The organism is Enterobacter sp. GER_MD16_1505_Eko_090 (assembly GCF_003331015.1).
Taxonomy (GTDB): Bacteria; Pseudomonadota; Gammaproteobacteria; order Enterobacterales; family Enterobacteriaceae; genus Enterobacter; species Enterobacter roggenkampii.
On record NZ_PUQF01000012.1, the window covers coordinates 70,812 to 94,549 of the forward strand.

The following is a 23,738-nucleotide window of genomic DNA, read 5'->3' on the forward strand; positions in this document are numbered from 1 at the left end:
GCACTTTCTCGTCAGATGTGGGGATGCGCTTCAGGTTTTACGAGGGGGCTTCAGAAAAAAGCCGGTGCAAACGCACCGGCCGTGGAAGAGGTTATTTCATGCTGTCGGCGAGCGTATTCACGTTGTGGCGGAACGCCTTGACGTAGGTGTCTGCCACGCCGCCTTTTGCTGACAAGGCCTCCGGGTAAAGTTCTCCCCCTGGCTGCGCGCCCGTCGCCGAGGCAATCTGCTTCACCAGACGCGGATCGAGCTGGTTTTCCATAAACCAGGTTTTCACGCCGTCGGCTTTAATCTGATTGATGATCTCAGCAACCTGCGCCGCGCTGGCCTCGCTCTCTGAAGAGAGTCCTTGAGGTGCCATGAAGGTTACGCCATAAGCGCGGCTGAAATAGCCGAAAGCGTCATGGCTGGTCAGCACCTTGCGCTTCGCCTGCGGGATCTGGCTAAAGCGCGTTTTGGCCCAGCTATCCAGCTGGTTGAGCTGCGCGATATAGGGTTTACCGGAGGCTTCCAGCGCGGCTTTGTCCTGCGGATCGGCTTTCACCAGCCCGTTAAGAATATTTTGTGCATATAACGCCCCGTTCGCCGCGCTGTTCCACGCGTGCGGATCGGTCACGGTCTTTCCATCTTCCTCAAGCGTGTGCGTTTTCACGCCTGTTGAGGCGATGACCAGTTGCCCTTTGAACCCGGAGGCTTTCACCAGGCGGTCAAGCCAGCCCTCCAGCCCCAGACCGTTCACCACCACCACATCGGCCTTGCTCAGCGCCGCGCTGTCCTTCGGCGACGGTTCGAAGGTATGCGGATCGCCGTCCGGCCCCACCAGCGTCGTCACCTTCACATGATCGCCGCCCACCTCCTGGGTGATGTCCCCCAGTATCGAGAAGCTGGTGACCACATTCAGCGTTTTCGCCATCACGGCCTGCGACATCATCCCCAGCGCGAGCGCCACTGCCACTACTAGTCCTGTACGTTTCATCGTTTCCCCTTGCGTTAAAAATACGCCCGCAGACTGCCAGCGAGCCTGCTTCGCGTACCCAATAAAATGGAAATAAAGAACAGCGCGCTGGCGGTGAGCACAATGGATGGCCCGGCCGGGAGACTCATCGCCCAGGAGAGGCTCAACCCCAGCCATGCGCAGACAATACCGCTGATGCCCGCCATCAGGAGTAACGCCGGTAGCGTGCGTACCCAGCAGCGTGCCGCCACGGCCGGCAGCATCATCAGACCGACGGCCATCAGCGTGCCGAGCACCTGAAAACCGGCCACCAGGTTAAGAACCAGCAGCGCCAGAAACAGTCCGTGCAGCAGGCCGGGCAGCCAGCGGGCGTTCACCTGTAGCCAGGCGGTGTCAAACGCTTCGGTAACCAGGCCGCGATAAAACATCGCCAGCACGATAAGAGTGAACATGCACACGCCCGTGACAAACAGCGCGGCGTCGTTGTCCACGGCGAGGATAGAGCCAAACAGTAAATGCAGCAGATCGACATTCGACCCACGAAGCGATACCAGCGTGACCCCCAGCGCCAGTGAGCCAAGATAAAACCCGGCAAAGCTGGCATCTTCCTTAAGCGGCGTGCGTCGGCTGACCAGACCGGCCAGCAGCGCCACGGTAATGCCCGCGACAAAACCGCCGATACTCATTGCCAGCAGCGACAGGCCGCTGAGCAGGTATCCCACGGCGACGCCCGGCAAAATAGCGTGAGAAAGGGCATCGCCCATCAGGCTCATCCGGCGCAGCTGGAGGAATACGCCGAGCGCGGTGGTGCTGATAGAAAGCGCCAGGCAAACCACCAGCGCGCGGCGCATAAAGCCGTACTCGATGAACGGCTGGAAGAATGTGTGCCAGATCATGCCACCCTCACCCGCTCGGTTTTCCACTGAGGCACATCAGCATCCAGCCGCAACGTCTGCGGGAAGTGGCGCGACACGCGCTCGCTGTCGTGCAGTACCGCGAGCAGCGTTTGCCCCTGCATATACATCTCCAGCATCACATCCATCAGCACGTTACAGGTGGCTTCATCGATGCCGGTAAAGGGCTCGTCCAGCATCACCAGCGGCGCCTGCTGTACCAGGACGCGGGCAAACAGCATGCGCTGGAACTGGCCGCCGGAGAGCTCATCAATGGTGGATGATGCCATGGATGCCAACCCGACCCGCTCAAGCGCGCTGGCAATACGCAACCGCGTTTCGCGACGAAACCCGGAAAGCAGCGAAATGCCCGGCCAGCAGCCCATGCTGACGACATCGCGCACGGTCAGCGGAAACTGCGCCTCCAGCGCGTGACGCTGTGCCAGCCAGCCAATCACCGGGCGCTTCCCCTGCCAGCGAAAACCGCCGCTTACGGGTGGGATAAAACCGGCGAGCGTTTTCAGCAGTGTGGATTTGCCGCAGCCGTTGGCCCCAACAACGGCGGTCATGCTGCCGCGTTCAATGACGCCCGAAAGCGCGCGCGTGACGGGCCGGTGGTCGTAACCCGCAACCAGTTCATTCATCACGATCATGGCAATGCCACCGCCCAGCGCACGGCCAGGCCGAGAAAGACGATAAGCACCAGCGCCAGCAAAAGCCGAACCGGCGCAGACAGAGAGAAAAGGGACGTTGACATCTCGGCACCAATTTAAATGTTATAACATAACAATAATGAAAGGTGATTAGGATGTAAATGGCAGGGTTGAAAAGGGAGTGTGGCGAAATGTTTCTGCAAAACGCCCTCTCCCATGGGAGAGGGCAACAGGCCGCACCGTGCGCGCAGCCATGCCGGGTGGCGGCGTTGCCTTACCCGGCCTACCCGTCGGGGTAACTTACTGACTAAACGGTGACGCCGCCGGCACGCGGGCCTGCGATACCGCCAGCCCCAGCTGCCATACGGCCATCGCATAGTGGGTGCTGTGGTTATAGCGGGTGATGGTGTAGAAGTTCGGCAGCCCGTACCAGTACTGATAGCCCGTTCCGACATCGAGACGCAGCAGACTCGCCTGCTGTGCATTGCCCAGCGCCTGCGTTGGCGTTAGGCCTGCCGCGGACAGCTGCGAAATGCTGTAGTTGGTTTTGAAGCCGTTTTCCAGCCCCGGCGCCTGACCGTTCGCCTGCACCGCCACCTGGCCACCCGGCACCCAGCCGTGCGCCTTGAAGTAGTTCGCCACGCTGCCGATGGCATCCACCGGATCCCACAGGTTGATATGGCCATCTCCGTTAAAGTCGACGGCATACTGTTTATAGGAGGACGGCATAAACTGGCCGTAGCCCATCGCGCCGGCAAACGACCCTTTCAGATCGAGCGGATCGTCCTGTTCGTTGCGCGCCATCAGCAGGAAGGTTTCCAGCTCGGAAGAGAAATACTCCGCGCGGCGCGGGTAGTTAAAGGAGAGCGTCGCCAGCGCATCCAGAATGCGGGTTTTGCCCATCACGCGGCCCCAGCGGGTTTCCACGCCGATAATCCCGACGATAATTTCAGGCGGCACGCCGTACACCTGCCACGCGCGGTTAAGCGCATCTTCATACTGATTCCAGAACGCCACGCCGTTTTGCACGTTGTCCGGGGTAATGAACTGTTTGCGATAGCGCAGCCACGCCCCGTTTGGCCCGCTCGGCACCTGGGCCGTCGGCGCCTGTCTGTCCATCAGGCGCAGCACGTAGTCCAGACGCTTGGCCTGAGACAAAATTTCGTGCAGCTGCTGTCTGTCAAAGCCGTGCTTAGTCACCATTTTATCGATGAACTGCTCGGCCGCCGGGTTATTCGCGAAGTCGCCGCCCATCTGCATCATATTGTGCTGCGGCTCCAGCAGGAATCCTCCGGAAGGCGCGCCCGCCGTTTGCTGAACGGCTTCGGTCTTAGGTTTGCTACTACAGGCAGACAGCAGAATAAGCGCAGGCAACAGCGCTGCATAACGACGCTTGAACATGAGACATCCATTTAACGGGTTCGATAAGAACCCAGTATGGTAAAGCATCCGCAACACCTCAAGGAAGCGGTACGCACCTCCCCAACGCAAATCCGTGCTTTTTTCCCCCGAAAATCATTCACCACGTCAATTATCTTTCAAAATAATCCATTTTTCTTTCATTGTGAGATCTAACTAACACTTTAAAACCTTTCAAAGTGATTATTATTAGCCACAGATAGACAAAAACAAACGCCCTACAGGAGAGAAGAATGATAGAAACCATCACCCACGGCGCCGAGTGGTTCATCGGGCTGTTTCAGAAAGGCGGAGAAGTGTTCACCGGCATGGTGACCGGGATCCTGCCCCTGCTGATCAGCCTGCTGGTGATCATGAACGCGCTGATTAACTTTATCGGCCAGCAGCGCATTGAGCGCTTCGCCCAGCGCTGCGCCGGGAACCCGCTGTCCCGCTACCTGGTTTTACCCTTCATCGGCACCTTCGTGTTCTGCAACCCGATGACCTTAAGCCTCGGCCGCTTTATGCCAGAGAAGTACAAGCCGAGCTATTACGCCGCCGCCTCCTACAGCTGCCACTCCATGAACGGCCTGTTCCCGCACATCAACCCCGGCGAACTGTTTGTCTATCTCGGGATCGCCAGCGGCCTTACCACGCTTGGCCTGCCGCTCGGCCCGCTGGCGGTGAGCTACCTGCTGGTCGGTCTGGTGACCAACTTCTTCCGCGGCTGGGTGACCGACCTCACCACCGCTATTTTCGAGAAAAAAATGGGCATCCAGCTTGAACAGAAAGTCCATCTTTCAGGAGCAACAGCATGAACCGGATCCGCATTGAGAAAGGCACGGGCGGCTGGGGCGGCCCGCTGGAGTTCGACGCCACCGAAGGCAAAAAGATTGTGTACATCACCGCGGGCACGCGCCCGGCGATCGTCGACACGTTGCGCGATCTGACCGGCTGGGAAGCGGTCGACGGCTTCAAGGAAGGCGAACCGCCGGAAGCGGAAATTGGCGTGGCGGTGATCGACTGCGGCGGCACGCTGCGCTGCGGCATCTATCCGAAGCGCCGCATTCCGACGGTAAATATTCACTCCACCGGGAAATCCGGCCCGCTGGCGCAGTACATCGTTGAAGATATTTATGTGTCAGGCGTGAAGGAAGACAACATCACCCTGGTGAAGGGCACATCCGCGCCGCAAAAAGCGGCCCCGCGCGAGTACGACACCAGCAAGAAAATTACCGAGCAGAGCGACGGCCTGCTGGCGAAGGTCGGGATGGGGATGGGGTCCGCCGTGGCGGTGCTGTTCCAGTCCGGGCGCGACACCATCGACACGGTGCTGAAGACCATCCTGCCGTTTATGGCGTTCGTCTCGGCGCTGATCGGCATCATCATGGCCTCCGGCCTGGGCGACTGGATTGCCCACGGCCTCGCCCCGCTCGCCAGCCACCCGCTTGGGCTGGTGACGCTGGCGCTGATCTGCTCCTTCCCGCTGCTGTCGCCGTTCCTCGGCCCGGGCGCGGTGATTGCCCAGGTCATCGGCGTGCTGATTGGCGTGCAGATTGGTCTGGGGAATATTCCTCCGCACCTCGCCCTGCCCGCCCTGTTTGCCATTAACGCCCAGGCAGCGTGCGACTTTATCCCCGTGGGGCTGTCGCTGGCGGAAGCACGCCAGGACACCGTGCGCGTGGGCGTGCCGTCCGTGCTGGTCAGCCGCTTCCTGACGGGCGCGCCGACGGTGCTGATTGCCTGGTTTGTCTCCGGCTTTATTTATCAATAAGAGGTTCCTGCCATGACCGTGATTTACCAGACCACCATTATCCGCATCGGCCAGAGCGCCACCGACGCGCTGAGCGACCAGATGCTGATCACCTTTCGCGAAGGGGCGCCTGCGGATATCGAAGAGTTTTGCTTCATCCACTGCCACGGCGAGCTGAACGGTGAGCTAAAGGCCGGGAGCCAGCTGGAGCTGGGCGAGGCGCGCTATGCCGTGACCGCCGTCGGCGACGTCGCAGAACAAAACCTGCGCGAGCTGGGCCACATCACCCTGCGTTTCGACGGCCAGCCGCAGGCGGAGTATCCCGGCACGGTTCACGTCGCGGGCCCGGTTCCGCAGGCTGTTACCCCAGGCTGCACGTTAAAATTTGTTGCGTAATTAAGGAGATAGACATGAGTCAGGTTGCCGTTGTCATTGGTGGGGGACAAACCTTAGGCGAGTTCCTCTGCCGTGGGCTTGCCGCTGAGGGTTACCGCGTGGCGGTAGTGGATATTCAGAGTGAAAAGGCCGCCCGCGTGGCGGACACCATCAACACCGAGTTTGGTGAAGGAATGGCGTACGGGTTTGGCGCCGACGCCACCAGCGAGCAGAGCGTGATGGCGCTCGCCCGCGGCGTGGACGAGATTTTTGGACGCACCGACCTGCTGGTCTACAGCGCGGGGATTGCGAAAGCGGCCTTTATCAGCGACTTCGAGCTGGGGGATTTTGACCGCTCGCTGCAGGTCAATCTGGTGGGCTATTTCCTCTGCGCCCGCGAGTTTTCCCGTCTGATGATCCGCGACGGCATTCAGGGGCGCATCATTCAGATCAACTCAAAATCGGGGAAAGTGGGCAGCAAGCACAACTCCGGCTACAGCGCGGCGAAGTTTGGCGGCGTGGGGCTGACGCAGTCTCTGGCGCTGGATCTGGCCGAATACGGCATTACCGTCCACTCGCTGATGCTGGGCAATCTGCTGAAATCGCCGATGTTCCAGTCCCTGCTGCCGCAGTACGCCACCAAGCTCGGTATTAAAGCGGAAGAAGTGGAGCAGTACTACATCGATAAAGTGCCGCTCAAGCGCGGGTGCGACTATCAGGACGTGCTGAACATGCTGCTGTTTTACGCCAGCCCGAAAGCCTCATACTGCACCGGACAGTCGATTAACGTCACCGGTGGGCAGGTGATGTTCTGAGTTCATTCCCCGGTGGCGCTGCGCTTACCGGGGCTATAATCCCCGTAGGCCGGGTAAGGCGCAGCCGCCACCCGGCAATTAAAGGAGCCGATATGGTCACCGCACTCATCACCGTCGCCGCCCTCGCCTGGATCTGCCAGATGGCGTTTGGCGGCTGGCAAATCCATCGGTTTAACCGCGCGTTTGACGCCCTGTGCCAGAAAGGCCGCGTGGGCGTCGGGCGTTCCGGTGGACGTTTCAAGCCGCGGGTCGTCGTGGCTGTTGCGCTGGATGAAAACAACAAGGTCTGCGATTCCCTCATCATGCGCGGCATGACCGTCTTTGCCCGTCCGGTGAAAATCCAGGCAATCAACGGCATTTCGCTACAGGAATTGCAGCCCGATGTGATCTTTCCCCATGATCCACTTTGTCAGAATGCACTATCATTAGCGCTTAATCTGAAACATGGATAATTTCGTTGTGAAAGATATAGACTTGCGAAATTATCATTTCGCAACCTAAGGAACGAAGCGCCTATGAAACCTCGTCAGCGGCAGGCGGCCATTCTCGAGTATCTGCAAAAGCAGGGAAAATGCTCGGTAGAGGATCTGGCCCACTACTTTGACACCACCGGCACGACGATACGCAAGGACCTCGTATTGCTCGAAAACTCTGGCGCCGTCATTCGAACCTACGGCGGCGTGGTGCTCAATAAAGACGAAGCGGACCCGCCTATCGACCACAAAACGCTGATCAATACCCACCAGAAAGCGCTGATTGCCGAAGCCGCCGTAAAATTTATCCACGATGGCGACTCGATCATTCTGGATGCAGGCAGTACCGTCCTGCAGATGATCCCCCTGCTCAGCCGCTTTAACAACATCACGGTGATGACCAACAGCCTGCACATCGTCAACGCCCTGTCGGAGAACGACTGCGAGCAGACCATCCTGATGCCCGGCGGCACCTTCCGTAAAAAATCCGCGTCGTTCCACGGGCAGCTGGCGGAGAACGCCTTCGACCACTTCAGCTTCGATAAACTGTTTATGGGTACCGACGGCATCGACCTGAACGCGGGCGTCACGACGTTTAACGAGGTGTTCAGCGTCAGTAAAGCCATGTGCAACGCCGCGCGGGAAGTGATTCTGATGGCGGACTCGTCGAAGTTTGGCCGCAAAAGCCCCAACATAGTCTGTAGCCTTGAAAGCGTTGATAAGCTGATTACCGACGCGGGTATCGATCCGGCGTTCAAAAAAGCGCTGGAAGAGAAAGGCATCGACGTGATCGTAACCGGAGAGAGAGATGAGTGATTTTCTGTTAGAAACGGGCCGCCAGACGCTGATGCTGGAGCTGCAGGAAGCCAGCCGCCTGCCGGAACGTCTGGGCGAGGATTTTGTCCGCGCGGCCAACACCATTATCCACTGCGAAGGCAAAGTGATCGTGGCGGGCATCGGTAAATCCGGTCACATCGGCAAAAAGATTGCCGCGACGCTGGCCAGCACCGGCACCCCGGCCTTCTTCGTGCACCCTGCCGAAGCGCTGCACGGCGATCTGGGAATGATTGAAAGCCGCGACGTGATGCTGTTTATCTCCTACTCCGGTTCGGCGAAAGAGCTGGATCTCATTATTCCACGCCTGCAGGAAAAATCGGTCGCCCTGCTGGCGATGACCGGGAAATCCCGCTCGCCCCTGGCGCTGGCCGCCAAGGCAACGCTGGATATTTCCGTTGAGCGTGAAGCCTGTCCGATACACCTCGCCCCCACTTCCAGCACCGTGAATACCCTGATGATGGGCGACGCGCTGGCGATGGCGGTAATGCAGGCGCGCGGGTTTAACGAAGAAGATTTCGCCCGCTCGCATCCGGCGGGGGCGCTCGGGGCGCGCCTGCTCAACAAGGTCCACCACCTGATGCGCACAGAAGATGCGATTCCACAGGTCAAACTCAATACCAGCGTCATGGACGCGATGCTGGAGCTGAGCCGTACCGGTCTGGGGCTGGTGGCGGTGTGCGATGACGACGGATACGTCAAAGGCGTGTTCACCGACGGCGACCTGCGCCGCTGGCTGGTGGGCGGCGGTAAGCTGGAAACAGACGTGTCGGACGCCATGACCCAGGGCGGGCTGACGCTGAACGCCGAGAGCCGCGCCATTGAAGCCAAAGAGGTGCTGATGAAGCGCAAAATCACCGCCGCACCGGTGGTGGATGACACCGGCAGACTGTGCGGTGCCATTAACCTGCAGGATTTCTATCAGGCCGGGATTATCTAACCCTTCAGCCCGAGACGCTTCGCCAGCCGGTGCAGGTTGGCGACGTCCATCTCCAGCGCCCGGGCGCACGCCGCCCAGTTGCGGTTGTTCTGATCCAGCGCGCGGATAATCATCTGACGCTGAAACGCCTCTGTCGCGTCACGCAGGTTTTCGCTCGTTATCTCCGGAGCTGCATGGGCAATCGTCGGTGCGGTTTCATCATGCTGCGCAAAATGCCGGGCATGTATAACCACTTCATCACCCGAACGCGTCGCTCGCGCCAGCACCACCGCGCGGTGAATCGCGTGCTCCAGCTCGCGCACGTTGCCCGGCCAGCCGTAGCTCAGCAGATGCGCCCTCGCCCCCGGGCTTAACACCACGCGGGAAAGCCCCATCCTGAGACGGCACTGTTCGCAGAAATAGCCCGCCAGCAGCACCACGTCGTCCCCGCGCTCGCGCAGCGGCGGCACGGTAAGCGGAAACACGCTCAGGCGGTGGAACAGGTCGGCGCGGAACTGCCCGGCAAGCACCGCCTCACGCAGGTCGCGGTTGGTCGCCGCCAGCACGCGAACGTCCACTCTGTGACTGCGGTCGTCCCCCACGCGCTGGATATCGCCGTACTGCAATACGCGCAGGAGTTTGGCCTGGAGCGACAGAGAGAGCTCGCCAATTTCATCCAGAAACAGCGTGCCGTTATCGGCCATTTCGAACTTGCCGCTGCGGTTGCTGATGGCGCCGGTAAACGCCCCTTTGACGTGACCAAACAATTCGCTTTCCGCCACGCTTTCCGGCAGCGCGGCGCAGTTGAGGTACACCAGCGGACTGACCGCGCGCGGCGACGCTTCGTGAATCGACTTCGCCACCAGCTCCTTGCCGGTGCCGGTCTCCCCGAAGATCAGCACGTTCAAATCGGACGCGGCAACAATCTCAATCTCTTTTTTGAGCTGCGCCATGCCCGGCGAGAGGCCAATCATCTCCGTGTGCGTCACCTGCTCAAACGCCGCCGGGCTGCCGGGAGAAATATTCTGACTCTCCAGCTGTTCAATCAGCAGCGCATTGTTCAGCGCCCCGGCGGCCAGGGCGGCAATCAGGCGAAGCTCCTCATCGCTGAAGGTATCGAACTGGTCCGGCGACAAGCCGTCGAGGGTTAACGCGCCAATCAGATTCTGCCCGGCAAACAGCGGCAAGCCAATACAGGCGTGCACCTTCAGGCTCTCCTGGCCTGGAATCAGCCCGTCGTACGGGTCGGGCAGATCGCTGTCCGCCGGGAAACGCACCACGTCACCCGCGCGGGCGATAGTTTCCAGACGCGGATGGCCTTCAAGGGTAAAGCGCCGCCCGAGCACGTCCTTCGCCAGGCCGTCGATGGCCAGGGGAATAAACTGCCGCCCCTCGTAGCGCAGCAGCGCCGAGGCGTCGCACGCCAGCACGTGGCGCAGCGTGGAGATCAGCCGCTGGAAGCGGTCCTGATGACCAATACCGGTTTGCAGTTCAATGGCGATTTTCGCCAGCACGTCTACGGAAAAGCTCATCTCTGCCTCGCTGTCATTTTGACAATGCATGTTGTCATAGTGACACTGTTTTTAATAGTCATAATGACTACCCACTTCGGATCGTCAAAATATTAACCTATAAAAATCAATATATTAAAAGTTGGCACGCGGCTTGATATAAGCAAACCATCCTATTTGAAAAACGCGATATTACGCTGAGGTTTGCTATGTCTATTCTGGTTAAAAATAACATTCATTGGGTGGGTCAACGTGACTGGGAAGTGCGCGATTTCCACGGGACGGAATATAAAACGCTGCGCGGCAGCAGCTACAACAGCTATCTCATTCGTGAAGGCAAAAATGTGCTGATCGATACCGTCGATCACAAGTTCAGCCGCGAGTTCGTGCAGAACCTGCGCGGCGAAATCGATCTGAACGCCATCGACTACATCATCATCAACCACGCGGAGGAGGATCACGCCGGGGCCCTGACCGAGCTGATGTCGTATATTCCGGACACCCCGATCTACTGCACCACCAACGCCATCGACTCGATCAACGGTCACCACCACCATCCGGAGTGGAACTTCCACACCGTGAAAACGGGCGACGCGCTGGATATCGGCAACGGCAAGCAGCTGATCTTCGTGGAAACGCCGATGCTGCACTGGCCGGACAGCATGATGACCTACATGACCGGCGACGCGGTGCTGTTCAGCAACGACGCCTTCGGCCAGCACTACTGCGATGAACGTCTATTCAACGACGAGGTGGATCAGACCGAGCTGTTCGAACAGTGCCAGCGCTACTACGCCAACATCCTCACCCCGTTCAGCCGTCTGGTGACGCCTAAAATCACCGAGATCCTCGGCTTTAACCTGCCGGTGGAGATGATTGCCACCTCCCACGGCGTGGTGTGGCGTGAAAACCCCACCCAGATCGTGGAGCTGTACCTGAAGTGGGCGGCGGATTACCAGGAAGATCGCATCACGATCTTCTACGACACCATGTCCAACAACACCCGCATGATGGCGGACGCCATTGCCCAGGGCATCAACGAAGTGGACCCGAACGTGGCGGTGAAAATCTTCAACGTGGCGCGCAGCGATAAAAACGAGATCCTCACCAACGTCTTCCGCTCCAAGGGCGTTCTGGTGGGCACCTCCACCATGAACAACGTGATGATGCCGAAGATTGCCGGTCTGGTCGAAGAGATGACCGGCCTGCGTTTTCGCAACAAGCGCGCCAGCGCCTTTGGCTCCCACGGCTGGAGCGGCGGCGCGGTCGACCGCCTTTCCACCCGTTTACAGGATGCAGGGTTTGAGATGTCGATGAGTCTGAAGGCGAAATGGCGGCCGGATATCGACGCCCTGGAAATCTGCCGCCAGCACGGCCGCGACATTGCCCGTCAGTGGGCGCTCGCACCGCTGCCGGAAACCGCCCCCGCTGCGGCGGTTGCGCCGGAAGCCGTAGCTGAAGCCGCCGCTGCCGACCTCGGTCCTTGCATGCAGTGCAGCGTGTGCCAGTGGATTTACGACCCGGAACGGGGCGAGCCGCTGCAGGATGTCGCCCCGGGCACGCCGTGGAGCGAGGTGCCGGACAATTTCCTCTGCCCGGAATGTTCCCTCGGGAAAGACGTCTTTGATGAACTGGCAACGGAGGCAAAATGAGCCACGGCATCGTCATTATCGGCTCGGGCTTTGCCGCCCGCCAGCTAGTGAAAAATATCCGCAAGCAGGACGCTAACGTGCCGCTGACGCTGATCGCCGCCGACAGCATGGACGAGTACAACAAGCCTGATTTAAGCCACGTCATTAGCCAGAACCAGCGCGCAGACGATCTCACCCGCCAGACGGCGGGGGCGTTCGCAGAACAGTTTAACCTGCGTCTGTTTCCGTACACCTGGGTCACCGATATCGACGCCAACGCCCGTCTGGTGAAAGCGAAAGATAAAACCTGGCAGTACGACAAGCTGGTGCTGGCCACGGGTGCCTCTGCGTTTGTGCCGCCGGTTGAGGGCCGCGAGCTGATGGTCACGCTCAACAGCCAGCAGGCGTATCAGGCCAGCGAAACGGAGCTTCGCGACGCCACGCGGGTGATGATTGTCGGCGGCGGGCTGATCGGTACCGAGCTGGCGATGGACTTCTGCCGGGCGGGAAAATCCGTGACCCTGGTCGACCACGCGGCGAGCATTCTGTCAGCGCTGATGCCCGCGGAAGTGAGCAGTCGCTTACAGCATCGTCTGACCGACATGGGCGTGCATCTGCTGCTGAAATCGCAGCTGCAGAGCCTGAGCAAAACCGGCAGCGGCATACGTGCGACGCTCGACCGCAGCCGCAGCGTGGAGGTGGATGTGGTGATTGCGGCGACGGGGTTGCGCCCGGAAACGGCGCTGGCGCACCGCGCAGGCGCCGAAATCAACCGCGGCGTGAAGGTTAACAGCTACCTGCAAACCACCCAGCCGGACATGTATGCCCTGGGCGACTGCGCGGAAATTAACGGCCAGGTGCTGCCGTTCCTGCAACCGATTCAGTTAAGCGCCATGTGCCTGGCGAAAAACCTGCTCGGCGGCAACGCCCCGGTGAAATTACCCGCCATGCTGGTCAAAGTGAAAACGCCGGAATTACCGCTGCATCTCGCAGGCGAAACGCAGCGTCAGGATCTGGACTGGCAGATTGCCCTTTCGCCGCAGGGCATGGTGGCGCGCGGCACCGATACCGACGGTCAGATGCGCGCCTTTGTCGTCAGTGAGGACAGAATGAAGGAGGCCTTCGCCCTGCTGAAATCGCTCCCTGCTTAACCCTCGTATTGCCGGGTGGCGCTCCGCTTACCCGGCCTACATGCAGACCCGTGAAAGCGTAGCGCCACTGGACTGGTTCGTTCAGGAACGTACCACCAGCGCGTCGTAGCCGCGCCAGCGGTAATTCGCCATCGAGATCAGCCAGCAGGCGACAAACAGACCCACGACGACAAACCCGGCGTTGCCCAGATTGTCGTTCACCGCGCCAATCAGATCCCAGAGGCCGCCGCTGAGGGCAAATTTATCCATCAGCAGACCCAGCGCTTCCAGCCCGCCGATAAACAGCGCCACCACCACGGAGGTGCCGGTGATGGTCATGTTGTAGTAAAGCTTGCGCTGCGGTTTGTTAAACGCCCAGCCGTAGGCACCCACCATCAGCAGGTTGTCGAGGGTATCCACCAGCGCCATGCCGCTGGCGAAGAGTGCCGGGAAGATCATGATTGACCACACCGACATTCCGCTGGACGCGCTGGCGGCAGAGATCCCCAGCACGCCGATCTCGGTGGCCGTGTCAAAGCCGAGACCAAACAGGAAACCGACCAGGTACATCTGCCAGCTTTTATTGACGAGGCGGAAGGTCTTGCCGAACAGCCAGTTCATCACCCCGCCCTGAACAGGTAGCGTGATGTCGTCCTGCACCGGCCTGCCGCGTTTTAGCGCCTGAAAATTGCGCCAGACGCCGCGCAGGATCACCATATTCACCAGCGCCATCGCCAGCAGGAAGGTCGCGGAAACGGCGGTGCCAATCAGGCTGCCGGTTTCGTGGAACCACGCCATGTTCTTCTGAAACGCCGTGGCGGTAGCGGCGATGGCAATGGAGGCCAGCACCACGATAGTAGAGTGGCCCAGCGAGAACCACGCCCCCACTCCAGAGGGGCGTTTGCCCTGCTGCATCATCTTACGCGTCACGGTATCAATGGCGGCAATGTGGTCAGCGTCCACCGCGTGACGCAGTCCGTAGCACCACGCCAGCAGGCTTGCCGCCATCAGCGCCGTGCTGCCGCTAAAGGTGTGCCATGCCCATCCCCAGGCCAGCAGGTTTGCCATTACCAGAGCCAGCAGCAGGAGCGCGGCGCGAGGTTCATTGCGTAACAGTCGTAACATTTTAAGTCCTTTGTAAACATGACCGGGCAGCGGCGACCACCGCCTGCCCGAAGGAGATCGCTCCGTCACCTGCGGGCAGGCGCGAAGGAAAAAGAAGCGTAAAGTCAGAAAGATAATGACGCAGACGCGCGCGCAGCAGACGGTTGTGCAATACCCCGCCGCTGAGGCAGATTGTCGACAGCGACAGGCGCCGGGCGTGAAACGCGGCGAGCTGCGCCAGCCCTTTTGCCAGCGCGTCGTGAAACGCCCAGGCGCGCGCGCAGGGCTCCGCCTGCCAGCTCAGCCACTGCTGCCAGAAAAGCGCGAGATTATCCGCGTCCAGCGTCACCGGATGGTCGACACCCGCGCACTGCGATGCCAGGGCTTCCAGCCGGCAGGCGGCCTCACCTTCCCAGGATTGGGTTTCGATACCCAGCGCGCAGGCGACTGCATCAAACAGGCGACCGCAGGACGAGGCCCGCGGCGCGTTGAGGCCACGCTGGATCGCCGTCGCCAGCAGCGGCCAGTTCTGGCGCTGTACCGCGTGGGTTTCCGGGTACTGCTGCCAGTCAGGCACAAACGCCAGGCAGTGGGCGAGCAGATTGCGCCACGGCTGCCGCGCCGCCAGATCGCCGCCCGGCAGCGCAACGGCAGGCAGGCCACCCAGATGCGCGTATTCGAGATAGCTGACCCGCAGGCACTCTCCGCCCCACAGCGCGCCGTTTTCCCCCATGCCGATCCCGTCCAGCGTCAGGGCGATAACGTCTCCGCCCTCGCGCGGCCAGCCGTTTTCGGCCAGGCACGCCGCGGCGTGAGCGTGATGGTGGTGTACCTCTTCAAGGGGCAACGCCTGCGCCTGCGCCCACTGGCGAGCGCGGTATCCAGGATGGGCATCGCACACCACGCGCGTCGGCTGAAAGGCGTAAATGTCCTGCATCACCGACAGCGCGGAACGCCACTGCGCTTCCACACCCTCGTCACCGAGATCGCCAAAATGCTGGCTCAGCACCGCCTGGTTCCCACGCACCAGGCAGAAGGTGTTTTTCATCTCCGCCCCGGTGCACAGCATGGCGGGGATATTGTCGAACCCGGAAGGCAACGTGATGACATCGGGCACAAAGCCGCGCGCGCGACGCAGCATCGCACCGTCCCGATCCATCACCGAATCGTCCATCCGCTGCAGGATATCGCGGTTATGCAGCAGGAAGCCGTCCGCGATGCCGCTGAGCTCATCCAGCGCCTGGCGGTTGGTGACGGCAGGCGGTCTGCCGCTGAGGTTGCCGGAGGTCATCACCAGCGGGCGCTGACAGTCCATCATTAGAAGATGCTGCAGCGGGTTCGCAGGAAGCATGATGCCCACGGAATCCAGACCGGGCGCGATACCTTCCGGGAGCGCGGGCAGCCAGACTTTTGGTGTGAGCACAATGGGTGCGGCGGGTGAGCGCAGCAGTGCCTGAACCGTCTCCGGCAGGTCATCCGCATGCGGGATCATTACCGCCAGCGGCTTCGACGGGCGCTGCTTGCGTGACCGAAGCGTCGCAACCGCCTCCGGGTTACGCGCATCGCAGACGAGGTGAAAGCCGCCCAGCCCTTTAACCGCAACAATACCGCCGCTTTTCAGCATCGCTACCGCCGCGCGCAGCGCAGCCTCGCGCTCAGCGGTCATGTCGCCCGCACGCCACGCCAGCGCGGGTCCGCAGTCCGGGCAGGCGACCGGCTGGGCGTGAAAACGGCGGTCGGCAGGATTACGGTACTCTGCTTCACACGGCCCGCAGAGCGGGAACGGCGCCATTGCCGTGGCCGGACGGTCATAGGGCATCGCGCGGATAATGGTAAACCGCGGCCCGCAGTGGGTGCAGTTGATAAACGGATAGCGATAGCGGCGTTCGCGTGGGTCGCACATCTCAGCCAGACACGCCGGGCAGGTCGCGGCATCGGGGACAATCTGGGTGTCCATCGTCCCGGCCCCGCTGTGGCGGATGGTAAAGTCCTCCGGCACGTGCGCCCAGGTAAACGGCTGCGTTTCCACGCGATCAATGCGTGCCAGCGGCGGGCAGTCCTGATGCAGCCTCGCGGTAAAGGCCCCCCCATTACCCGCGAGGCGCACCAGCACGCCCTCTCCGTCATTGCAGACGTCACCGGTCAGCTGAAGCGCCTGCGCCAGCTGCCAGACGAAGGGACGAAACCCCACGCCCTGCACCTTGCCGCGCACCCGCAGCTGAACGCCGTTGCTGCTCATACGGTTCAGAACAGCAGTGATGACGAGGTGTCGAACGCCGCGCGACGGCGCTTTTCGGCGCTCATCTGCTCAAGCTTGTCGCGATCCACGCAGACCAGCGCGTGCGTCGGGCAGGCTTCCATACAGGCCGGGCCGGCCTCACGGTGGTAGCACAGGTCGCACTTGTTGGCTTCGGCTTTCTCCGCCCGCACGCTCAGCCCCATGCCGCTGTTGCGCACCACCGGACGGACCACCACCTCCATCGCGCCATACGGGCAGGCAACCACGCAGGTTTTGCAGCCAATGCAGCGCTCCTGCATCACATGCACAAAGCCTTTCTCGCGTTTAATCGCCCCGTTCGGGCAGACGTTCGCGCACGGAGCGTCTTCGCACTGGCGACAGATGGCGGCGGTGGAGATATTCACGCCTTTGATGACGTGGATGCGCGGCAGGAAGGTGTCAGGGGTGAGCGACGCACAGTCCTGCTCCGCCTGATGGGAGACCACGCACGCCACTTCACAGGTACGGCAACCAATACACTTACTGGCATCGGCCATAATAAAACGGTTCATCTGCTTCTCCAGCATTACAGTTATGCGCGGAGATATTCATAAACCGTGCCAATAATTAACACATTGATTTTATGGGACTTTTAAAATCACAGCGGCGCTGTCATCGTCACTTATGACGATGACAGCTGTCGACATCAGCGGTGTGGGCCGTCAATAACCGAGTCGCGCAGGACAAGCTCGCCGGAGAAGGTTTGCTGATATTTAAACTCGCCGCCGTCGAGCATGAAGATCAGGCGGCTGATGGTCTCCTGAATCATCTCCGTTACCGGAATGCGTACGCTGGAGAGCGACGGCACGATGTAGGGCGCGATGGCCACATCGTCGAAACCGATCACCGACACCGCGTCCGGCGTGGCCACGCCGCTGTCGTGCAGCTGCTTCAGGGCACCGATGGCCATATCGTCATTGCTCGCCACCAGCGCCGTAAAGCGTTCGCCGCGCGCAAGCAGGTCGGACACCGCCGCCGCGCCGCTGGCGGGGTTCCACTTCCCCTGCGCGATCAGCCCCTCGCGCAGCGGAATACCGTGCTGCGCCAGCGCGTCCTTGTAGCCGGAGAGACGCTCGACCCCGGTTGGGGAATCCATCGAGCCGGTGATAAAGGCGATCTCCCGATGCCCTTTCGCAATCAGCTGTGACACCGCGTCCTGGCTGGAGGCTTTATGATCGGACCAGACGCTGTGGCTGCTGTTTTTCCGCAGGCGGCGGTTGAGCACCATAATGGGCTGCTCGCACTTCTCGACGATCGCATCCATCTCATCCACGCTCAGAAAACGCGGATAGATGATCACCGCGTCGCAGCGCATATCCAGCAGATACTGGATCGCCTCGCGCTCCTCATCGGCGCTGTGCTTGCCGTCCGCGAGGATCAGCTGTCGCCCTTTCTCTTCGGTCATGCGCGCGGCGTGAAACAGCAGTTCGCTAAAGTAGACGCCGTGATAAAGGGTGTTCGTCACCACCAGGCCCAGCGTCTGGGTGCGTTTGGTCGCCAGGTTGCGCGCCAGCAAATTTGGGCGATAGCCGCTCTCTTCAATGGCCTGAAACACCCGGTCTTTGGTCTCCTGGCTGACGTAGCCATTACCCGACAGCACCCGGGACACCGTCGCTTTCGAAACGCCTGCCCGCTTCGCCACTTCCAGCATCGTGGTCATGTTTTTTTTCCATCCGAAACTCATGCGGGCAGTGTACTGCACTGCAGAAAAATTGTCGCAGCGGCGACATCACGCTTTCGGCACCTCATTGCGACATTCATCACGAAACGAAAAAATGGTCAAAAAGCGATCTTGTTTCATTCATAAAAACTCATGATGATTATGTGGAACCGGTTTCCTACATTTCACACAACGATAACAGGATCACATCCGATGGCCAAAAATTACGCTGCGCTGGCGAACGACGTTATCAGCGCGCTGGGCGGCAAAGAGAACATCGTCGCCGTCACCCACTGCATGACGCGACTGCGTTTCGTTCTGAAAGACGAAACCCTCACCGACGCCGCGCGCCTGAAAAGCATCAGCGGCGTGCTCGGCGTGGTGCGTAACGACAACCAGTGCCAGGTGATTATTGGCAATACCGTCTCTCAGGCGTACCGCGAGGTGGTAAGCCTGCTGCCCGCTGACCTGCAGCCCGCGGTGCCGGAAGGCCCGCAAAAGCTGACGCTGCGCCGCATTGGCGCCGGGATCCTCGACGCGCTGATTGGCACCATGTCCCCGCTGATCCCGGCGATCATCGGCGGCTCGATGGTCAAGCTGCTGGCGATGATCCTTGAGATGACCGGCGTGCTGCCCAAAGGCGCGCCGACGCTCACCATTTTGACCGTCATCGGCGACGGCGCGTTCTTCTTCCTGCCGCTGATGGTGGCGGCCTCGGCGGCGGTAAAATTCAAAACCAACATGTCGCTGGCGATAGCCATTGCGGGCGTGCTGGTGCACCCGAGCTTTATCGAGCTGATGGCGAAAGCCGCGCAGGGCGAGCACGTTGAGTTCGCCTTTATCCCGGTGACGGCGGTGAAATACACCTACACCGTCATCCCCGCGCTGGTGATGACCTGGTGCCTGTCGTACATCGAACGCTGGGTGGATCGCATCACCCCGGCGGTGACGAAAAACTTCCTCAAGCCGATGCTGATCGTGCTGATTGCCGCCCCGCTCGCCATCGTGCTGATTGGCCCGCTGGGGATCTGGATCGGTAGCGCCATCTCCGCGCTGGTCTACACCATTCACGGCTACCTGGGCTGGCTCTCCGTGGCGATCATGGGCGCATTGTGGCCGCTGCTGGTGATGACCGGGATGCACCGCGTCTTTACGCCGACCATCATTCAGACCATTGCCGAAACGGGCAAGGAAGGGATGGTGATGCCGTCGGAAATTGGCGCCAACCTGTCGCTCGGCGGTTCGTCGCTGGCGGTGGCGTGGAAAACGAAAAACCCGGAGCTGCGCCAGACGGCGCTGGCGGCGGCGGCCTCCGCCATCATGGCGGGGATCTCTGAACCGGCCCTGTACGGCGTCGCGATCCGTCTGAAACGCCCGCTGATTGCCAGCCTGATCAGCGGCTTTATCTGCGGCGCGGTGGCGGGCATAGCCGGTCTTGCCAGCCATTCGATGGCGGCACCGGGGCTGTTCACCAGCGTGCAGTTCTTCGACCCGGCCAACCCAATGACCATCGTCTGGGTGTTTGGCGTGATGGGTCTGGCAGTGGTGCTGTCGTTTATTCTGACCCTGATACTGGGCTTTGAGGATATTCCGGTCGAAGACGAGGCTGAAAAAGCGCGCGCCCTGCAGACCGCACCGGTACAGAACAACGCAGCAAAAGCATAAATTGAAAGCGAGGTAAGAATGTCTGTTTTTCCACAAGGATTTTTATGGGGCGGCGCGCTTGCCGCCAACCAGAGCGAAGGGGCTTACCGTGAAGGCGGCAAAGGGCTGACGACGGTCGATATGATCCCCCACGGCGCGAATCGCCTGGCGGTGAAGCTCGGTAAGGAAAAGCGTTTCTCGCTGCGTGACGACGAGTTCTACCCGAGCCACGAGGCGATTGATTTTTACCATCGCTATAAAGAGGACATCGCCCTGATGGCGGAGATGGGCTTTACGGTGTTCCGCACCTCGATCGCCTGGAGCCGCCTCTATCCGAACGGCGACGAGCCGCTGCCGAACAAAGAAGGCATTGCCTTTTACCGCGCGGTGTTCGAGGAGTGCAAAAAGTACAACATCGAGCCGCTGGTGACCCTCTGCCACTTTGACGTGCCGATGCACCTGGTGACGGAGTACGGCTCCTGGCGCAACCGCAAGATGGTCGATTTCTTCGCCCGCTACGCCCGCACCTGCTTCGAAGAATTTAACGGGTTGGTGAAATACTGGCTGACCTTCAACGAAATCAACATCATGCTGCACAGCCCGTTTTCCGGCGCGGGACTGGTGTTTGAGGAAGGCGAAAACGAAGACCAGGTGAAATACCAGGCCGCGCACCACGAGCTGGTGGCGAGCGCGCTGGCGACCAAAATTGCCCACGAGGTAAACCCGGAAAACCAGGTCGGCTGCATGCTGGCGGGCGGTAACTTCTACCCCTACTCCTGCAAGCCGGAAGACGTGTGGATGGCGCTGGAGAAAGACCGCGAGAACCTGTTCTTTATCGACGTGCAGGCGCGCGGAAGCTACCCGGCCTACTCTGCCCGCGTGTTCCGCGAGAAAGGCGTGGTGATTGTTAAAGATCCGGGCGATGACGAACTGCTGAAAAATACCGTCGACTTTGTGTCGTTTAGCTACTACGCCTCGCGCTGCGCCTCGGCGGACATGAACGCGGGCAACACCAGCGCGGCGAACATCGTGAAGTCCCTGCGCAACCCGCACATCCAGGTGAGCGAATGGGGCTGGGGCATCGACCCGCTCGGGCTGCGCATCACCATGAACATGATGTACGACCGCTACCAGAAGCCGCTGTTCCTGGTGGAGAACGGCCTGGGAGCGAAAGACGTCGTTGATGAAAACGGCGAGATTAACGACGACTACCGCATCAGCTACCTGCGCGAGCACATCCGCGCAATGGGGGATGCGATTGAGGACGGCGTGCCGCTGATGGGCTACACCACCTGGGGCTGCATTGACCTGGTCTCGGCCTCAACCGGTGAGATGAGCAAGCGCTACGGGTTTGTGTACGTTGACCGCGACGACGCCGGGAACGGCACGCTGGAACGGAAACGCAAGAAATCGTTCGGATGGTATAAGAAGGTGATTGCGAGTAACGGGGCGGATCTCGAGTAGCCTGTTTTGCCGGGTGGCGGCTTCGCCTTACCCGGCCTACAAAACCGTAGGCCCGGTAAGCGTAGCGCCACCGGGCGCTGCTCAGAGCTGAGAAAAACCTCCATCCCCAACCCACCCGGCAAGCCGTGAATACACCACGTCCACCGCCTCTTTCACCGGCGGCGTCATCGGGTAATAAAACCCGACAATATCCGGCTGAATGCCCAAAAACAGCACCTCGCCCACGTCACCTTTGATCTGATCCACGAGGTAGTTCAGCGGCATATTGTGGGTGGTCATCATAAACATCTCGGCGATGTCGTCCGGGTCAATCAGGCGGATCTCGCCGGGGTTGAGCCCCATATCGGTGGCATCGACGATCAACAGCCTGTCCGGACGCAGCTCGCGGATGGCCACCACGTCGTTTTCCGGCGCGCTGCCGCCGTCAATCACCACCCAGTCGCCCTGCGGGTTCGCGGCACACATCTCTGCGAGCAGCGGACCCGCGCCGTCGTCGCCCATCATGCTGTTGCCGACACACAGTAAAACGTCAGTCACGTAATCTCCTCACCATCAGGTAGATGGCGCTCTCCTGATGAATATCATGCAGCATGCCGAGCAGCGTTTTGCTCCAAGTCTGCTGCTCGGGGGTTTGCCTGCCCAGCGCCGCGTCAAAGGCGTTGGCGAGCATGGCAATGTGGTTCACATCGATCACGATCTCGCCGTACTTCGGCACGCCTTCCATTTTGCGCCGCGCCGTGCTGCCCTCCTCCAGCGTGGCAATCCACGCCAGGTATTCCGGCCAGGGGCAGCTCAGCGCGGCCTCCAGGCAGTCAATCACCCCGAGGTGATGCCCAATCGCCAGGCTGTAATAGACCACCTGCTGCGCCGCATCCGGCGTGGCATCGTTCTCATCAATAAACTTACGGCTCAGCTGGCTGAACACCACCGTTTCACTCATCGGATACGCGCCTCGTCGACGATGCTGTTCAGGTTCGCCACAATCTCATTGAGGCGCGGATCGTTTTCCGCCTCCAGCCAGCGCGCGACCTGGTGGTCACCCTGGCTCAGCAGGCGCAGATAATCATCGGCAATCTGGCGCCCGTAGCGGTACCCCGCCAGCCTGCGCGCCGTGCGGTCAACCTTCACCCGCAGCGGCTGCACCATGTCCGGGTGCAGAATGGCGGCCGGCTGGTTGTCGAGTTCGCCCGGCTCGCGCGCGTGGATTTTCTGCTCCAGCAGGCCGAGCGCCATCGCGAAGCCGTACAGCGTCGCAGCGGGCGTCGGCGGGCAGCCCGGGATGTAGACGTCCACCGGCACGATTTTGTCGGTGCCGCCCCAGACGCAGTAGAGGTCATGGAAGATGCCGCCGCTGTTGCCGCAGGCGCCGTACGAGATGCAGATTTTCGGGTCCGGCGCGGACTGCCAGGCGCGCAGCGCGGGCGAGCGCATGGCGCGGGTGACGGCCCCGGTGAACAGCAGGATGTCCGCATGACGCGGGGACGGCACCACCTTGATGCCGAAGCGCTCGGCGTCAAAGAGCGGCGACAGCGTAGCGAAGATCTCAATCTCGCAGCCGTTGCAGCCGCCGCAGTCCACGCGGTAGACGTAGGCCGAGCGTTTGATTTTTTTCAGCAGCGACGCCTTCATGCTGGCGATGGATTCGTCCACCGTCATCGGCACCGGAATGCCGTTTGCGTCGCGCGGGCCCAGTAGGTTTTCCATCAGCTGGCCTCTCTCATGTGACGGGTGATATCAATGCGGTCGGACGGCAGCAGGCATTTCTGACGCTTGCACGCCGGGCAGGTTTCGAAGCTTTCGCGGTGGTGTTCCGCGCGCGCGTCGCCGTTGTGCTGCAGCAGCGCGATGGCGTAATCGATCTCTTTTTGCACGGCGAACGGGCGCTGGCAGACCCGGCAGTGGCACAGGTCAAAGCGCGACTGCTGCAGGAAATCCTCTTTCTTCCACACCGCCAGCTCGTACTCCTGAGACAGGCGAATGGCGACCGTCGGGCAGACCTCCTCACAGCGGCCGCAGAAGATGCAGCGTCCAAGGTTAAACTGCCAGGCCAGCTCGCCGGTTTTGAGATCCGTTTCCACCGTCAGGGCATTCGACGGACAGGCGTTGACGCAGGCCGCGCAGCCGATGCACTGCTGCGGGTTGTGCTCCGGCTTGCCGCGAAAGTTTTTGTCGACCGGCATCGGCTCCAGCGGATAGCGGCTGGTCTGCGTGCCGGTTTTGATCACTTTTTTGATAAAGGTAAACATGG

Annotated in this window: 24 protein-coding genes; 11 read left to right on the top strand and 13 right to left on the bottom strand. The window is 60.7% G+C overall.

The genetic code is table 11. The features are described 5' to 3' along the window. Positions 1–91: 91 nt before the first annotated feature. The 4 genes from C6A40_RS14840 to mltB all read right to left on the bottom strand — a co-directional run bounded on the left by C6A40_RS14840 (position 92) and on the right by mltB (position 3,902). Entirely contained in the window at positions 92–976 is an 885-nt protein-coding gene (locus C6A40_RS14840; RefSeq protein ID WP_045336563.1) for a metal ABC transporter substrate-binding protein, read from the bottom strand. Positions 977–990: 14 nt separating this feature from the next. After that, entirely contained in the window at positions 991–1,851 is an 861-nt protein-coding gene (locus C6A40_RS14845; protein WP_021241951.1) for a metal ABC transporter permease, read from the bottom strand. Further along, positions 1,848–2,501 (bottom strand): metal ABC transporter ATP-binding protein, encoded by a 654-nt coding sequence (locus C6A40_RS14850; protein ID WP_045336561.1) that lies wholly within the window; start codon positions 2,499–2,501, stop codon positions 1,848–1,850. Before C6A40_RS14850 ends, C6A40_RS14845 begins: the two co-directional genes overlap by 4 nt. A gap of 300 nt (positions 2,502–2,801) precedes the next feature. After that, positions 2,802–3,902 carry a lytic murein transglycosylase B gene (mltB, locus tag C6A40_RS14855; protein ID WP_045336559.1) on the bottom strand — a complete coding sequence of 367 codons (1,101 nt, stop codon included), beginning with the start codon at positions 3,900–3,902 and terminating at the stop codon, positions 2,802–2,804. A gap of 251 nt (positions 3,903–4,153) precedes the next feature. Between mltB and srlA the strand changes: the two genes are divergently transcribed. The 7 genes from srlA (at position 4,154) to gutQ (ending at position 9,089) form a co-directional block, all read left to right on the top strand. Then, positions 4,154–4,717, top strand: coding sequence for a PTS glucitol/sorbitol transporter subunit IIC (gene srlA / locus C6A40_RS14860; RefSeq protein ID WP_023333189.1), 564 nt, complete (start codon positions 4,154–4,156; stop codon positions 4,715–4,717). Further along, the gene (gene srlE, locus C6A40_RS14865; protein WP_045336558.1) at positions 4,714–5,673 is read left to right on the top strand and encodes a PTS glucitol/sorbitol transporter subunit IIB; all 960 of its coding nucleotides are present in this window, start codon (positions 4,714–4,716) and stop codon (positions 5,671–5,673) included. Before srlA ends, srlE begins: the two co-directional genes overlap by 4 nt. Positions 5,674–5,685: 12 nt before the next feature. Then, positions 5,686–6,048 (top strand): PTS glucitol/sorbitol transporter subunit IIA, encoded by a 363-nt coding sequence (gene srlB / locus C6A40_RS14870; protein WP_023294410.1) that lies wholly within the window; start codon positions 5,686–5,688, stop codon positions 6,046–6,048. A 14-nt stretch (positions 6,049–6,062) separates the two neighbouring features. Continuing rightward, the gene (gene srlD, locus C6A40_RS14875; protein ID WP_023294411.1) at positions 6,063–6,842 is read left to right on the top strand and encodes a sorbitol-6-phosphate dehydrogenase; all 780 of its coding nucleotides are present in this window, start codon (positions 6,063–6,065) and stop codon (positions 6,840–6,842) included. A 92-nt stretch (positions 6,843–6,934) separates the two neighbouring features. Further along, positions 6,935–7,294 carry a transcriptional regulator GutM gene (gene gutM / locus C6A40_RS14880; RefSeq protein ID WP_032653148.1) on the top strand — a complete coding sequence of 120 codons (360 nt, stop codon included), beginning with the start codon at positions 6,935–6,937 and terminating at the stop codon, positions 7,292–7,294. A 63-nt stretch (positions 7,295–7,357) separates the two neighbouring features. After that, on the top strand, positions 7,358–8,131 hold the full coding sequence (gene srlR / locus C6A40_RS14885; protein WP_039025238.1) for a glucitol operon DNA-binding transcriptional repressor SrlR: 774 nt from the start codon (positions 7,358–7,360) through the stop codon (positions 8,129–8,131). Then, a complete protein-coding gene (gutQ, locus tag C6A40_RS14890) occupies positions 8,124–9,089 on the top strand; it encodes an arabinose-5-phosphate isomerase GutQ (protein WP_045336557.1) in 966 nt (321 codons plus the stop codon). The genes srlR and gutQ overlap by 8 nt, the downstream gene beginning before the upstream one ends. Here the strand turns inward: gutQ and norR are convergent. Then, positions 9,086–10,600, bottom strand: coding sequence for a nitric oxide reductase transcriptional regulator NorR (gene norR / locus C6A40_RS14895; RefSeq protein WP_045336555.1), 1,515 nt, complete (start codon positions 10,598–10,600; stop codon positions 9,086–9,088). The two genes, gutQ and norR, sit on opposite strands and share 4 nt — an antisense overlap. A 188-nt stretch (positions 10,601–10,788) precedes the next feature. Between norR and norV the strand changes: the two genes are divergently transcribed. Then, positions 10,789–12,231, top strand: coding sequence for an anaerobic nitric oxide reductase flavorubredoxin (gene norV, locus C6A40_RS14900; protein WP_008499561.1), 1,443 nt, complete (start codon positions 10,789–10,791; stop codon positions 12,229–12,231). Continuing rightward, positions 12,228–13,361 carry an NADH:flavorubredoxin reductase NorW gene (gene norW / locus C6A40_RS14905; protein ID WP_045336553.1) on the top strand — a complete coding sequence of 378 codons (1,134 nt, stop codon included), beginning with the start codon at positions 12,228–12,230 and terminating at the stop codon, positions 13,359–13,361. Before norV ends, norW begins: the two co-directional genes overlap by 4 nt. An 81-nt stretch (positions 13,362–13,442) precedes the next feature. On the opposite strand, the gene C6A40_RS14910 is transcribed toward norW, so the two are convergent. The 4 genes from C6A40_RS14910 to C6A40_RS14925 form a co-directional block, all read right to left on the bottom strand. Next, entirely contained in the window at positions 13,443–14,465 is a 1,023-nt protein-coding gene (locus tag C6A40_RS14910) for a HoxN/HupN/NixA family nickel/cobalt transporter (protein WP_045336550.1), read from the bottom strand. Position 14,466: 1 nt separating this feature from the next. Then, complete coding sequence (hypF, locus tag C6A40_RS14915; protein ID WP_045336546.1) at positions 14,467–16,683, bottom strand: carbamoyltransferase HypF; 2,217 nt, start codon at positions 16,681–16,683, stop codon at positions 14,467–14,469. 5 nt (positions 16,684–16,688) lie between these two features. Further along, entirely contained in the window at positions 16,689–17,234 is a 546-nt protein-coding gene (hydN, locus tag C6A40_RS14920; protein WP_008499565.1) for an electron transport protein HydN, read from the bottom strand. Positions 17,235–17,368: 134 nt separating this feature from the next. After that, positions 17,369–18,382, bottom strand: coding sequence for a LacI family DNA-binding transcriptional regulator (locus C6A40_RS14925; RefSeq protein ID WP_023325960.1), 1,014 nt, complete (start codon positions 18,380–18,382; stop codon positions 17,369–17,371). Between the two features lie 213 nt (positions 18,383–18,595). On the opposite strand from C6A40_RS14925, the gene ascF reads away from it, so the two are divergent. Next, positions 18,596–20,047, top strand: coding sequence for a PTS cellobiose/arbutin/salicin transporter subunit IIBC (ascF, locus tag C6A40_RS14930; protein ID WP_008499568.1), 1,452 nt, complete (start codon positions 18,596–18,598; stop codon positions 20,045–20,047). Between the two features lie 18 nt (positions 20,048–20,065). Next, positions 20,066–21,490 (top strand): 6-phospho-beta-glucosidase, encoded by a 1,425-nt coding sequence (locus C6A40_RS14935; RefSeq protein WP_021241941.1) that lies wholly within the window; start codon positions 20,066–20,068, stop codon positions 21,488–21,490. 81 nt (positions 21,491–21,571) lie between these two features. On the opposite strand, the gene hycI is transcribed toward C6A40_RS14935, so the two are convergent. From hycI to C6A40_RS14955, 4 genes are read right to left on the bottom strand one after another with little or no spacing between them, the layout of a single operon-like run. Beyond that, a complete protein-coding gene (hycI, locus tag C6A40_RS14940) occupies positions 21,572–22,027 on the bottom strand; it encodes a hydrogenase maturation peptidase HycI (protein WP_032664243.1) in 456 nt (151 codons plus the stop codon). After that, positions 22,020–22,430, bottom strand: a complete 411-nt coding sequence (locus C6A40_RS14945; protein WP_021241939.1) for a formate hydrogenlyase maturation HycH family protein — start codon at positions 22,428–22,430, stop codon at positions 22,020–22,022. Before C6A40_RS14945 ends, hycI begins: the two co-directional genes overlap by 8 nt. Then, positions 22,427–23,194, bottom strand: coding sequence for an NADH-quinone oxidoreductase subunit B family protein (locus C6A40_RS14950; RefSeq protein ID WP_021241938.1), 768 nt, complete (start codon positions 23,192–23,194; stop codon positions 22,427–22,429). The genes C6A40_RS14945 and C6A40_RS14950 overlap by 4 nt, the downstream gene beginning before the upstream one ends. Then, positions 23,194–23,736, bottom strand: coding sequence for a formate hydrogenlyase complex iron-sulfur subunit (locus C6A40_RS14955; protein ID WP_008499573.1), 543 nt, complete (start codon positions 23,734–23,736; stop codon positions 23,194–23,196). The genes C6A40_RS14950 and C6A40_RS14955 overlap by 1 nt, the downstream gene beginning before the upstream one ends. Between the last annotated feature and the right edge of the window lie 2 nt (positions 23,737–23,738).